Here is a 12501-nt window from a genome sequence, read left to right on the forward strand (position 1 = left end):
GTTTCCCGGAAACTGGAAGCGAGTTTACCCCACTTACTAAAAGAGGATGTAACTGGCAGACGTAAAACACGACTTATTTGTATCCATAAATAGCGAAATGTAACGTTTTGGTTATATTTAAAAGAGCGAAAATGGTCAGCAATAACTTTAATTGTTTGAATTAACAGATAATTAATCGACCAGACTGAGTGATACAGAATATTTTTACATGAGGGGTACAAATGAGACTTAAGTCGATCGTTAAAAGTTTTGCGCTGGCGGGGCTACTCTCTTCCACTGCGCTGACACCTTTATTTGCCCAGGAAGCCCCAAAAGGTGCCACTGCTTCAACCAAGCAAGCTAACAATGCGCTTTATAACCAACTTCCTTTCTCTGATAACACCGATTTCACGAATGCCCATAAAGGCTTTATTGCTGATTTACCTGCAGAGGTGATTAAGGGAGAGCAAGGGAATGTCATCTGGAATCCACAGCAGTACGCTTTCATAAAAGAAGGGGAAAAATCTCCTGACACTGTTAACCCTAGTCTGTGGCGTCAGTCCCAACTAATCAATATCAGTGGCTTGTTTGAAGTAACAGACGGCGTCTACCAGATTCGTAACCTTGATTTATCCAACATGACGATTATCGAAGGTAAAGAGGGGATTACGGTTGTCGATCCGCTGGTTTCTGCGGAAACAGCCAAAGCCGGTATGGATTTGTATTTCAAAAACCGTGGCAATAAGCCTGTTGTCGCCATCATTTATACTCATAGCCATGTTGACCACTATGGTGGTGTGCGTGGCGTTGTCGATGAAGCGGACGTGAAATCCGGCAAGGTGAAAGTGTATGCGCCTGCTGGCTTTATGGAGGCAGCAGTAGCCGAGAATATTATGGCCGGCAACGTGATGAGCCGCCGTGCCAGCTATATGTATGGCAACCTCCTGAAACCAGATGCCTCCGGCCAGGTTGGCGCCGGACTGGGGACGACCACCTCTGCGGGGACGGTGACACTGATTGCGCCCACTAATATCATTGATAAAGACGGCCAGAAAGAAGTGATTGATGGCCTGACTTACGACTTTATGCTGGCCCCTGGTTCGGAAGCCCCTTCGGAAATGCTGTGGTTCATCGAAGAGAAGAAACTCATCGAAGCCGCAGAGGACGTCACTCACACCCTGCATAACACTTACTCGCTACGCGGCGCAAAAATTCGTGAGCCGTTGCCGTGGTCGAAATATATCAACGAAGCTATAGTGCGTTGGGGTGACAAAGCTGAAATTATTATGGCCCAGCACCACTGGCCGACTTGGGGTAACGAGAATGTTGTTGGTCTGCTGAAAAGCCAGCGAGACCTGTATCGTTATATCAATGACCAGACTCTGCGTATGGCCAATGAAGGTCTGACTCGCGACGAAATAGCGGCCAACTTCAAACTACCGGATAGCCTGGCAAAAACCTGGGCCAACCGCGGCTATTACGGCTCCATCAGCCATGACGTAAAAGCAACGTATGTGCTGTATCTCGGTTGGTTCGATGGCAATCCGGCAACCCTTGATGAGCTGCCACCCGAAGAAGCGGCTAAGAAATTTGTTGAATATATGGGCGGTGCCGATGCGATTCTTCAGAAAGCCAAAGCAGACTTTGACCAGGGGAACTACCGTTGGGTTGCTCAGGTGGTGAGTAAGGTCGTGTTTGCCGATCCAAATAACCAGAATGCACGTAACCTTGAAGCCGATGCGTTGGAACAATTGGGGTATCAGGCTGAATCTGGTCCATGGCGTAACTTCTACCTGACCGGTGCGCAGGAGCTGCGTAACGGTGTGGTTAAAGGTCCGACGCCAAATACAGCAAGTCCGGATACCGTTCGGGCAATGACCCCTGAAATGTTCTTCGATTTCCTGGCTGTACATATCAACGGTGAAAAAGCGGGTAATGCCCGGGCGGTGTTTAATATTGACCTTGGCAGCGACGGCGGAAAGTACAAGCTTGAGCTGGAAAATGGCGTGCTGAACCACACGGCTAATGCTGAAGCGAAAGACGCTGATGCCACGATTACTCTGAACCGTGACACGCTGAATAAAATTATCCTGAAGGAAGAAACTCTGAAGCAGGCTCAAGATAAAGGAGAAGTCAACGTTACCGGTAATGCTGCGAAACTGGATGAGATGCTGGGCTATATGGACAAGTTTGAGTTCTGGTTCAATATAGTTACACCATAAATAGATTCCCTGCGGCGTCAATGCTGCAGGGAAGTTACTTCAGACAATTCTGTACGTTTTTCATACTCGATTTTTCCTTCATTCTTTATATCTTGCTTCATTTTATGTATTTGCTGCTGAAGCACATGACCCTGATGCCAGTCAGTCCTGATTCTGTTATGCACAGCCTTTTTCATCAGATGACAGTAACTGGTTGTTGCGTGATTCAATGGTCTGCGAGTCTGGTCAACATGCTTTTAGTTAGTTAAATGTGATTCTACTAATTCGTAATGCGAAGGTTATAAGTTTGATTCCTATTATTGCACCATTTCAACGTTACTGAAACTTCCGTGTTAGCCCATAACCATTCCAGTTTCTACAAGACAGGTGCTTGCTATATATTTACCAATCAGTCATTTTAAAAGTGCGTCATAACCGGAGAACTGTCCTCGTCAGGAGGCCTGTTTTCAGAAAGGCAATATCCTGCTTCGACAGTAGCTTATATGTGACCGGGTTAGCAGCACATTCCCCTCCGCCACATTCCAGTACAGTTGAAATAAGGTTGGCAGTAATCAGTAATAGAAATACCCAACCGACAATACTGAACAGGTTCGGATTAATATTCAATGAACGAAATGCAGCATTCATGCTACTGATTGCCAGAACTACCGCAACAGCAATAATAATGAGAATTGACGTAATCAGAGTCCAGGTATAAAAGTGTAATCCAAAAAATGCAGAACCATATCCTGTGTCACCGGGCATGATATGCAAACATATTTGCCGGGATGCCATAACTCCGGTCAGGATACTGCCAATAATTACCATCCCGTAATGTATGCCTCGTAGACCAAAGCAGAGGTTAAATAAAAAGCCAAAACCGGCGATGATGAGGCCAGCCCGCTGTAATAAGCAAATTGGACAAGGCAGCTCATGCCTAACGAGTTGATAATAAAAGGCTACAACCAGAGCAACGCATATCCCAAGGAGTCCTATCTGATTAATCAGATGAACAAATGTTGTTGGATGATGATGCGTTTTCATACACACTCCTTAAAATGACAAAGTTAGCGAATTGGTCATATGATGGATGAATGATAAAATAGTGACGATGAGTAAAACGGCCCATAGAATGTAGCTGACTTTATCCTTTCTGTTTATGGCTCCCATTGCCACGCTCAGTGCAAGCAAGAATGGCAGAAACATGAACATAAAAAACTCCTTTATTACATTGCTTGTTAATATAATCGCTGTGTATTACCGGGTCTGTATTCCAGCTTATCCACCCCGCATTAGCTGGAGCTCAGTAAGGCATCAGGAATTATTTGCGTTATTATAAATCGATTATTTCTGTGATGAATTATCCCGACATCTGCTGGTTACAGGGATATTTCTGGCGACAAGAGTAAGAAATATCCCGATAGCTAATGGTATAATAAGCAGCATTGAGTGTGTTGAAATAGCATATCCATAAATATAGTCTTCCAGACTTACCGCAATCAGCGGAAAGATAAGAAATACAAGCGAAGCCTGGAAGGCGTTAGCCTTTTGCTGAAGCGCAAAGTAGCACAGGATACCAAAAACTCCGGCAAAAGCCCCGAGATACAGGGTAGCTAATATTGAGTGTACTGAGAAGGTTGATACTTGTGGTCTTTCAAAAAACCATCCTGTCGCAGAAAGTATCAACCCAGCTAAAAGGCACGGGAGCGCATTAAATGTGATAACAGAGACAGTACAACTTCTTTTCTTACATTGTGTATATATTATGGCATGGATTAACACAGCAGAAATAAGCGCAGTGATACCCTGCCAGTGACTCTCTGTACTTGTATTCGTTTCTTCAAGAAGTATCCCCGTCAATGCAGTGATTGCGATAGTTAAGCCCGCGATCTGCATTAGTTTCGCTTTTTCATTTAGAAACAAAACCGATGCTATCAAAACGGCCACAGGCATATTCGCAAAGATAATGGCGGCAAGCCCAGAGTTGACATAGGTTTCACCATAAATCATTAGTGAGAAAGGAATAGAAAAATAAAAGATGCAAATCACAAACTGGAATAATCGTTGTCCGGGAGGAAACAACAGGTTTTTTTTTCTTAACCATGCAATGATGATTAAAAAAGGTGCTGCAAACATAAACCTCATTCCGGTTGCAAACACTGGAGGGATAGTTTCAACGGCAATTCGCATAGCCAACCATGTAGTCCCCCAGGTCAGTGAAACTAGCATGAATAATATAGATATCGACACCTTGCGCATAAGATCCTCTCCATAAAAAAATTAATTTAGCTTTTTAGCTAGAAAAAAGTAGCGTTTTCTTCACTGTGTTTTTTATATGTTTAGATAAAAATTTCTCTATCAGAAGACGCAGTTATGCTGAATGAGAAAAATAAGAAATGACTCAGGCTGTTACCACACGATTGTCCACTGCGCCTGCAAGACCTGGCAGCAGTTGTCGATTTAATATCTATTCTTGCTGGAAGGCATAAAACGCCTTGAAGATGAAGAGCTCATCATTAGTCGGGTTCCCTTGTTGAGCCAGGACAAGTTTAACTTATCGCTTTCAACCCTTACGATGATAAATGATCTTATCCACCCATAATGGACATACGGCTAAATGAGTAAATTCTCAAGTAAGAGGCAGGATCTGTATCAACCAGTAAGAAGTCCCGGAAACAGCACCGGCGGAATTCCGTCAGGAAGCTCTGAAACTCGCTGAATGTACGTTGCCCGCGAACGATTGTTAATCAGCGCTATAGCAAGAATAATTGTTTGTTTCACAAGGAGATAGAAAAACTATAGCTTTGCGCCGGGGCGGAGGCAGGAGGAGATAACTCGTTGTAATAGAATGTTTTTATATGGCGACCTTAAGAGAAATGCTTTCGCCTCGGTATACCACCCGCTATGAAGACCTGCTTCAGGTTAAGTGGCAGGTTTATCCAGATTTTCACATTCCTGATGTGATGGAACCGCAGCCACATCGTATGCAAGAACGGGCTGCGGCAAGCTGGCGATCGTTCGATAGTGCGAGTATTGAATGGCTGCCAGTTGCGGCGGATTTTACTTGTTCAGGATGACTAACCAATGTGTTTAATCTGAAACTAGCCACCTGTTCAACTTTTCGCGATCGCTTTTGTTGGCATCACTATTAAGCCTTCGTCTACATGGGTATTTGGCATCGGGAGTCCCCCAATGGAAGAGGGGAGTGATGTATTGGGCAGTGAGTTTGTTTGGTCGGGAGATTTATACGCAAAATGGCCCGAAATACGTCCGAATTAAAACGTAAAAAGTGATAACTAATTGAATCTATTAGAATCAAAAATAACGTGTTCTAATCGTTAAAATCACCTAATTAATATGTAACATTATGAATTTAAAGGGAAAGATCAATTGTTGCCGTAAACAGGAATCGTATTCGGTCTCTTTTTGTTTTTCTTATAAATCAGTTGCTTATGATCAATAATCCGAAATTTCCGAAATTTTCCAGAATTTCTGTATTCCGGGCTTTTTCGTTATATCAGATCCAAATCCAGTTTAACATTTCTTTTACAGCAAAATCAGAGCATCACGTAAGCTTTATTATCGCGTTTGTCGATATAGAGTTTCGTGGTGTTCTCGGAAGTATGTCCCAGGAGTTTCTGAGCAAACCCTTCCCCGTAAGCATCTTTATATAGTCGTCCGGATAAGCTGCGGATCTCGTGAAATGTCGGTGGGTTATCACTAAATTTATTCCGGTAAATTTTCGTGCCGCAACAAATTTTTTAGTCAGGCTGTCAGGATGAATACTCCCGTTCGGGCGGTTTTTGCGTATGCCAGCGCTGATAAGGTATTCGCTACGGCTTACCAGGCGGCAACGATCAATCACCGTACTGAGGCGTAAACCCATGGAAGGAGGGGTGAGCGAAAGTGGCAGAGCGATTTTCATCTCGGTCTTGATTGGCTTAACGTACAGTCGCTCATCAATAATGTGACTGAACTGAGACTGTAATTAAAATTGTGTAATTGCCTGTTTTTGATATGTTCACTCCAGTAACGGAGACAGGCAATTATGGACGAAAAGAAACTCAAATTCCTTGCGGCTGAACTGGCTAAAGGCCTTAAAACCGAAGCCGACCTCAATCCGTTTTCCCGTATGCTGACGAAATTAACCGTCGAAACGGCGCTCAATGCGTAGCTGACTGACCACCCCGGGTATGAGAAAAACGCCCCCAAAACAGGCTCAAACACCCGCAATGGCTACTCGTCAAAAACGGTGTTATGCGATGACGGCGAGATCGAACTGAACACGCCGCGTGACCGTGAAAACACCTTCGAACCGCAGCTACTTAAGAAGCACCAGACGCGCATTACGCAGATGGACAGCCAAATTTTATCCCTCTACGCCAAAGGCATGACTACCCGCGAAATCGTCGCCACCTCCAAAGAGATGTACGACGCCGATGTGTCACCTTCGCTGATATCTAAAGTCACCGACGCCGTAAAAGAGCAGGTCACTGAGAGGCAAAACCGGCAACTGGATGCGCTGTACCCCATTGTTTATATGGACTGCGTTGTCGTCAAAGTCCGTCAGAATGGCAGCGTAATCAACAAAGCCGTCTTCCTGGCACTGGGTATCAACACCGAACGCCAGAAAGAGTTACTGGGTATGTGGCTGGCCGAAAATGAATGCGAAAAGTTCTGGCTAAGCGTGCTGACGGAGCTGAAAACCCGGGGCCTTCAGGACATCCTGATTGCCTGTGTGGATGGTCTGAAGGGCTTCCCGGATGCGATAAATAGCGTCTTCCCGCAAACCCATATTCAGCTGTGCAGTATCCATATGATGCGTAACAGCCTGAAATACGTAGCCTGGAAAGACTACAAAGCCGTCACCAGCGGCCGGAAGATGGTCTATCAGGCCCCGACCGAAGATGCGGTACTGATGGCGATAGATGCGTTCGCGAAAGTCCGGGACGATAAATATCCGCAAATCAGCAAAAGCTGGCGTGCGCACCGGGAAAACCTCAATACGCTCTTCAGTTATCCGCCGGATATCCGCAAGGCCATCTACACGACAAACGCAGTCGAATCCCTGAACAGCGTGATCCGTGCCGCGATAAAGAAATGCAAGGTGTTCCCGACGGATGACTCAGTACGAAAAGTTATTTATCTGGCGATCAAAGGATGCGTCAAAAAATGGAGTATACCGCTCCAGAGCTGGTGGCTGGCGATGAGCCGTTTTATTATCGGGTTCGGTGACCGCCTGATGCTGATAATTTTAGTCGTGAGGTTCTTTCTTCTGCACCGGGTGGGCGCATTTCATAACTGCAGGACCATTTGCTGAATACTGTATAGTCCAGTACTTTGCATGTTGTTGAGATCAGTGTGCAATTCCTCGGTACTGGCTTGTTCTGTATAGGTCTGGAGATTTCTGGGTAGTGTCCTTGTGGACCTGAACATATGTTTTTGATTGAAAATGGCATCGTGTTTTATCATTTACGCTGTGAAATGTTGTTTTGTGCTCTTCTGTTGTGATTGGTGATGTGACGGGATCGTCCATGCACCCTTCCTTTTATTGACGGCGTATCAGTCCATTGATGCCATGCTCGCTTAATTTGTCCAGCATCATCAAGCCGTCGTTTTCTTTCTGCTGCAATTCAAGCAACTTAAACCGTATTTCGTTAAGTAAAGGTTTAATAACTCCGCGCTTGCGAACCACCTTTCTGATAACGTCTTTTTCGAAGTATAAACGGCAGAAGTGATTTTCATAATTCGCCTACACTCTTCACCCAGCGCTGGCAAATCTTCAACGCTGAAAGGCTGGGGAGAAAGGCGTCCAGTTGCTGAACGGAGAGCGTACCAAACGCCCTGATTCCACGCGTTATCAAACTTCATACCGTGGTCATCATCCAGACAAGGCGCTTGAGGTTGCACATATCTTTTGGGGAAAGAGGTTCGGCGGTGGATACTGGATATCCTGGATCGGGAAGTGGGTTCCACTGGTGCCAAATACAGTGGGCTGGTAAACCGGGTGGATACCTCAAATCCTGACAGGCCAGAGTATCAGCCTGATAAAATCGTATTACTGATTTCTAACCAGTGGCACATTAATTGTACCAGCTCAGACTCCAACTGACAGTTTGCTTTAAGCGAGTAGCGGACGTGACCTGCCCCGCAGGAGTAAAAATAAACTTTCTATTGATACATTTAATTAACTTATTTATAACGTTATATTCCAAATGCAAACTTGTTCAATTGGATATGTATGGACATTCAAATTACACATCAAGTTACTGAATTTGATAAAGAAGAACTATTAGCCGGATTAAGAAGCTACAATGCTCAGTTCGTCGATTTTAGTAAAAATGGGCAGCTTGGGGTCTACTGCAGAAACGAAAGCGGCGAAATGGTAGGCGGATTAATTGCTGACAGAAAAGGTCCGTGGCTTTGCATCGACTATCTTTGGGTAAGTGAATCTGCAAGGAGCCGCGGTCTGGGGAGTCAACTTATGGAGATGGCCGAAAAAGAAGGTTTGCGGAAAGGCTGTGTTCATGGACTTGTAGATACCTTTAGCTTCCAGGCTCTCCCTTTTTATGAAAAACAGGGTCATATACTTCAAATGTCGCTACCGGACTTTCCTAAAGTAGGTTCGCAAAGGCATTATTTAATTAAGCCTGATTTATAGCTTTGCTACATTTGAATACCCATAGCCTTATGAAAGCTGCAATCAGGTAGCTTTAAAATATATCGTATTGTTGGCCTGTACACACCATGTTCAGCGTCCGCTTCTGGCGCAGGGCGGACAGTCAGATTAGGTTTGGCGCTGTGCCATAGATATGTCAGCTCACATTTGAGCTAATACCCCCTGGCACGGCTAGAGGTACTCAGACAGCCGCTTGTAGGCGGCATGGTACGGATACAAAAACATATAGCGCTGTTATATAAACTGTAAACTGGGCTGTGCGTATAATACGAATCTTTCACTCAGAGAAACCTGCTGACAGCGTTAGTGCTCCATTAATTAATTTTGTACTAAATCTCTGTGGTATGGCACAGACGTTTAGAAGACAGGTCAATTGCGAGCTGCTGGCTGGGATTTCGTCGCGCCACTCAAAAATGCACAGAGTTTTTCACCCGCCGTCAATGGCTCAATGGGCGTTTTTCCGAGGGCGGTCTCAGTCATGACGATGGCAGGACCAATAAGCATGGACCATACTTCGCTCGCGTCTTGCTCAAGCGATGTGAAGGCAAGGAACAGTGTCTTATCTGAAGGAAAGCGGTGCTGAGTATTAAAAAGTTTCAGCCAGGCGCGGGACTGCCGGTCGGCCTGTGTTGAGCGCGTGCCGAAGCGGAGTACTCTTTTTAGTATGGCGATACCCACAATGCCTGGCCCCAGAATAAAGGGACTCCCGACGTTTATGGTGACGCCGACCCCGAGAAAAACGAGGGCGAATGACAGCACGTTATCTACTCTTCTGGTAAGAGTACTGTATAGTTTTTCCAGAGAGTACCGGTAAAGAATTTGATAACTGATTTCATCTTTGCTCATACATCTCCAGATGGTTTTTCGATTACGCTCCGGTATGCTCCCGGAATCCTGACAGATTCTGCAATTATGCCACACTTCCTGGAGAGTATTAATTAGATAGAATATAAATAGCAGGCAAATATTTTGAGCTTTTAGTCGATATCGCTTTGAATATCATTTCTCCTGCACCAGGAGATGCTGTTGTCGAGCATCGTGTCAAACGTTGCTGCGTCGGTCGGACTGCACAGGATAACTCTCGCAGTCAGACTCTCATTATGGTCTCTAAATGGATAACCCGCAGTCGCAACACGCCGGATGTCACGACTGACGCTATTATTACCCAGGTTTGTTAAAGCGGCATGACCACATTTTCTATATATAATAATTGGTTGTCTTTCGACCAGTATTGTCGAGTTTTTTTGTTTAATTCCACAATCCATTTAAAAACGCCTGCCGTTGCCAGATCGGTACAGTATTTTTCATAGGAATGCTCGCCCGAAAAGTGTTTAGCTGAAGTCAATTTTATTAATTGCGTATTTGGTGTTGAATTGACTTTAATCAGCTTTCTATTGCTTTTAATAGAAATGAAATGGCCTGCATGAGTGATAATTTTCACATTACCGGTAGCAACAAAATAGATGTAATAAGCGATATTATTATATTCCAGATCGATTAGAAATGCGTTGAAATTTGCATCCTTTCTGACACGCTCGAAAAAGTGGTTAAGCATAAGCTGTAATTCCATTTGTTAACCTATTGTAAGTTATAATGTTGAATGTTGTGTTAGAGTATTGTTGTTTAAAAGCAGCTATACAGATATGCTACCTAAAAGCAATAATAATCGTCTGGTATCATATAGTTTACGTTATGATTGGAATAGTGTTGCAATTGTTACTGATTATTTCTCGTAGCGCGTTTTTTTGACCACTAATAGATGAGTCAATCCATTTCATTTGTAGTTTTTCTGAACGCCATGAAAAGTCATAATATATAAAAATCAGTTAATTAATTGATTTTTAGATAAGGATTACAGTGGCGGAGAGGTTTGGCGTGGCGACTTTATAGGTTTTGAAAAAGCGGCTAACTCGCTGGCAGGATAATTGGTAGCCAGCCTGCGAATGGGGGCAAAATCGTAACAACATCAGCATAAATAATAATGTTCATGAATGTTTTGTGTGACGCAGCAGTTGAATTGAAGTGATGTTTTGCCTGTTCAGGATTGTCCCGATAAAAATGTTCCTCGATAAAAGTCGATCACCTTGCGCCGAAAAAAAACAGGCTAAGTGACAGAAGAACAAAATCCATCAGGAAAATAAAATTTATAAATATCAATGAGTAAAAATGGTTGTGGAGAAGGTGGCTATTTTTTGAAAGCAAGAAATATAAACAAAGTGTAGCTATGCATAGTTATCTAAAAGGAGAACTACCGTGACTAACATAACACTATCCACCCAGCACTACAGAATCCATAGAAGTGACGTTGAACCAGTAAAAGAAAAACAACGGAGAAGGACATTTTTGCAAAAAGTATTACTGCCGTTAGAAATAGCTTTATCAGCCTGTCGACGAGTCTGTCAGATCGTTTTAGCCTGCATCAACAAACAGACATACCGACTACCCATTTTCATCGTGGGAGCGCCTCTGAGGGTAGGGCAGTATTAACCAGTAAAACTGTTAAAGATTTTATGCTGCAAAAGCTCAATAGCCTGGATATCAAAGGTAATGCGAGTAAAGATCCGGCCTATGCTCGTCAGACATGCGAAGCCATATTATCAGCCGTGTACAGTAATAATAAAGATCACTGTTGTAAATTACTCATCAGTAAAGGGGTCAGTATTACCCCCTTTCTGAAAGAGATAGGAGAGGCTGCGCAGAATGCGGGGCTACCTAGGGAGATAAAAAATGGTGTATTTACTCCAGGTGGGGCAGGGGCGAATCCTTTTGTCGTCCCCCTCATTGCTGCAGCGAGCATTAAATATCCGCATATGTTTATAAATCATAATCAGCAGGTGTCTTTTAAAGCGTATGCTGAGAAAATCGTTATGAAAGAGGTTACGCCGCTGTTTAATAAGGGGACGATGCCGACGCCACAACAATTTCAGTTAACTATAGAAAATATTGCGAATAAGCATCTTCAGAATGCCTCCTGAAGATAGCAAACACAATACCGCTATTAACCGTATGAATTAATAGCAGATTTTCTGAAACTATATATTCATTTTTATGGCGACGCTTTTAACAAAACGTCGTCATATTTATTTTAATATAAAAATCAAATGGATACACTTAAAACTTAAAATAATTGTTATTACTCTAAATGCCGGTATAACCAGACAGCTTTTTTTGAAACGCTGCGTGTTGTTAAGTCTATGATACCCGCGCACGGATGATGTCTCGATAAGGATTAATGGTCTGTTAACTGTCAGGAGAGGTTATGCCACCTTTAAAAAAAATTGTGCTGCGCCTGTTTGTGGGGGCGATGGTCGCCACGGTAACGACACCTGCATTGGCGCTGGTTTGCCTTGAGGATCACTCCGCTAAAGAGTGTGCTATATCGTGTGCTGAGGTGATGTGGTTTATGTTTCCGATATGTTTTTAAGGAGGGAGAATATTGAACGCGAACAGGTGATAGTGAGTAGCTCGCTGCGCCAGGGGATAACACTCCCCTGGTGCAGTCAGTTATATTTTATTGCGATGATAACAAAGCATTTACTCGCTACTGATGAAATTCGCTATTTACAACAGAGCACGTTTACTAAGCAAGAAAATCTGCACACGCTATCTTTTTATATCTATCTTGGATAATGAACGACAGGA

The 12501-nt window shown here is 43.7% G+C and carries 11 protein-coding genes and 3 pseudogenes; 6 read left to right on the forward strand and 8 right to left on the reverse strand.

Annotated features, from left to right (window positions below; all coding sequences use genetic code 11):
* The first annotated feature begins 221 nt into the window (after positions 1 to 221).
* A complete protein-coding gene (locus AAYN39_RS22765; protein ID WP_001237518.1) occupies positions 222 to 2201 on the forward strand; it encodes an alkyl sulfatase dimerization domain-containing protein in 1980 nt (659 codons plus the stop codon).
* Positions 2202 to 2609: 408 nt separating this feature from the next.
* On the opposite strand, the gene AAYN39_RS22770 is transcribed toward AAYN39_RS22765, so the two are convergent.
* From AAYN39_RS22770 to AAYN39_RS22785, 4 genes and pseudogenes are all read right to left on the reverse strand, one after another.
* A complete protein-coding gene (locus AAYN39_RS22770; protein WP_000848063.1) occupies positions 2610 to 3224 on the reverse strand; it encodes a disulfide bond formation protein B in 615 nt (204 codons plus the stop codon).
* Positions 3225 to 3233: 9 nt separating this feature from the next.
* On the reverse strand, positions 3234 to 3392 hold the full coding sequence (locus tag AAYN39_RS22775) for a DUF5993 family protein (RefSeq protein ID WP_000480735.1): 159 nt from the start codon (positions 3390 to 3392) through the stop codon (positions 3234 to 3236).
* Positions 3393 to 3524: 132 nt separating this feature from the next.
* Complete coding sequence (locus AAYN39_RS22780; protein ID WP_001233444.1) at positions 3525 to 4439, reverse strand: DMT family transporter; 915 nt, start codon at positions 4437 to 4439, stop codon at positions 3525 to 3527.
* Between the two features lie 1298 nt (positions 4440 to 5737).
* Positions 5738 to 6159 (reverse strand): annotated as a pseudogene (locus AAYN39_RS22785) (tyrosine-type recombinase/integrase); the annotation flags it as partial.
* A 69-nt stretch (positions 6160 to 6228) separates the two neighbouring features.
* Between AAYN39_RS22785 and AAYN39_RS22790 the strand changes: the two are divergent.
* Positions 6229 to 7500: pseudogene (locus tag AAYN39_RS22790) on the forward strand (IS256 family transposase).
* Here AAYN39_RS22790 and AAYN39_RS22795 read toward each other — a convergent pair.
* Positions 7476 to 7616, reverse strand: coding sequence for a hypothetical protein (locus AAYN39_RS22795; protein WP_031624337.1), 141 nt, complete (start codon positions 7614 to 7616; stop codon positions 7476 to 7478). The pseudogene AAYN39_RS22790 and the gene AAYN39_RS22795 overlap by 25 nt on opposite strands.
* Positions 7617 to 7784: 168 nt before the next feature.
* Entirely contained in the window at positions 7785 to 8051 is a 267-nt protein-coding gene (locus AAYN39_RS22800; protein WP_010989185.1) for a hypothetical protein, read from the reverse strand.
* A gap of 370 nt (positions 8052 to 8421) precedes the next feature.
* On the opposite strand from AAYN39_RS22800, the gene AAYN39_RS22805 reads away from it, so the two are divergent.
* Positions 8422 to 8841, forward strand: coding sequence for a GNAT family N-acetyltransferase (locus tag AAYN39_RS22805; protein ID WP_000354403.1), 420 nt, complete (start codon positions 8422 to 8424; stop codon positions 8839 to 8841).
* Between the two features lie 387 nt (positions 8842 to 9228).
* Here the strand turns inward: AAYN39_RS22805 and AAYN39_RS22810 are convergent, their stop codons facing one another.
* Both AAYN39_RS22810 and AAYN39_RS22815 read right to left on the reverse strand, forming a co-directional pair.
* Positions 9229 to 9705 carry a hypothetical protein gene (locus tag AAYN39_RS22810; protein WP_000030950.1) on the reverse strand — a complete coding sequence of 159 codons (477 nt, stop codon included), beginning with the start codon at positions 9703 to 9705 and terminating at the stop codon, positions 9229 to 9231.
* Positions 9706 to 10033: 328 nt separating this feature from the next.
* Positions 10034 to 10429: a DUF1398 domain-containing protein gene (locus AAYN39_RS22815; protein WP_000422884.1), complete on the reverse strand. Its 396-nt coding sequence runs from the start codon at positions 10427 to 10429 to the stop codon at positions 10034 to 10036.
* Between the two features lie 746 nt (positions 10430 to 11175).
* Between AAYN39_RS22815 and sopE2 the strand changes: the two are divergent.
* From sopE2 to AAYN39_RS22830, 3 genes and pseudogenes are all read left to right on the forward strand, one after another.
* Positions 11176 to 11834: pseudogene (sopE2, locus tag AAYN39_RS22820) on the forward strand (SPI-1 type III secretion system guanine nucleotide exchange factor SopE2); the annotation flags it as partial.
* Between the two features lie 284 nt (positions 11835 to 12118).
* A complete protein-coding gene (locus AAYN39_RS22825; protein ID WP_001134857.1) occupies positions 12119 to 12283 on the forward strand; it encodes a hypothetical protein in 165 nt (54 codons plus the stop codon).
* Entirely contained in the window at positions 12274 to 12489 is a 216-nt protein-coding gene (locus AAYN39_RS22830) for a hypothetical protein (protein ID WP_001764306.1), read from the forward strand. Before AAYN39_RS22825 ends, AAYN39_RS22830 begins: the two co-directional genes overlap by 10 nt.
* Positions 12490 to 12501 lie beyond the last annotated feature (12 nt).

This window comes from Salmonella sp. K21076, from assembly GCF_039650795.1.
Lineage (GTDB): Bacteria > Pseudomonadota > Gammaproteobacteria > Enterobacterales > Enterobacteriaceae > Salmonella > Salmonella enterica.

Bases quoted from the DNA above. Each gene is read 5' to 3' on its own strand.
- AAYN39_RS22765 (WP_001237518.1), top strand. From the start codon at position 222: ATGAGACTTAAGTCGATCGTTAAAAGTTTTGCGCTGGCGGGGCTACTC.
- AAYN39_RS22770 (WP_000848063.1), bottom strand. From the start codon at position 3,224: ATGAAAACGCATCATCATCCAACAACATTTGTTCATCTGATTAATCAG.
- AAYN39_RS22775 (WP_000480735.1), bottom strand. From the start codon at position 3,392: ATGTTCATGTTTCTGCCATTCTTGCTTGCACTGAGCGTGGCAATGGGA.
- AAYN39_RS22780 (WP_001233444.1), bottom strand. From the start codon at position 4,439: ATGCGCAAGGTGTCGATATCTATATTATTCATGCTAGTTTCACTGACC.
- AAYN39_RS22795 (WP_031624337.1), bottom strand. From the start codon at position 7,616: ATGTTCAGGTCCACAAGGACACTACCCAGAAATCTCCAGACCTATACA.
- AAYN39_RS22800 (WP_010989185.1), bottom strand. From the start codon at position 8,051: ATGAAGTTTGATAACGCGTGGAATCAGGGCGTTTGGTACGCTCTCCGT.
- AAYN39_RS22805 (WP_000354403.1), top strand. From the start codon at position 8,422: ATGGACATTCAAATTACACATCAAGTTACTGAATTTGATAAAGAAGAA.
- AAYN39_RS22810 (WP_000030950.1), bottom strand. From the start codon at position 9,705: ATGAGCAAAGATGAAATCAGTTATCAAATTCTTTACCGGTACTCTCTG.
- AAYN39_RS22815 (WP_000422884.1), bottom strand. From the start codon at position 10,429: ATGGAATTACAGCTTATGCTTAACCACTTTTTCGAGCGTGTCAGAAAG.
- AAYN39_RS22825 (WP_001134857.1), top strand. From the start codon at position 12,119: ATGCCACCTTTAAAAAAAATTGTGCTGCGCCTGTTTGTGGGGGCGATG.
- AAYN39_RS22830 (WP_001764306.1), top strand. From the start codon at position 12,274: ATGTTTTTAAGGAGGGAGAATATTGAACGCGAACAGGTGATAGTGAGT.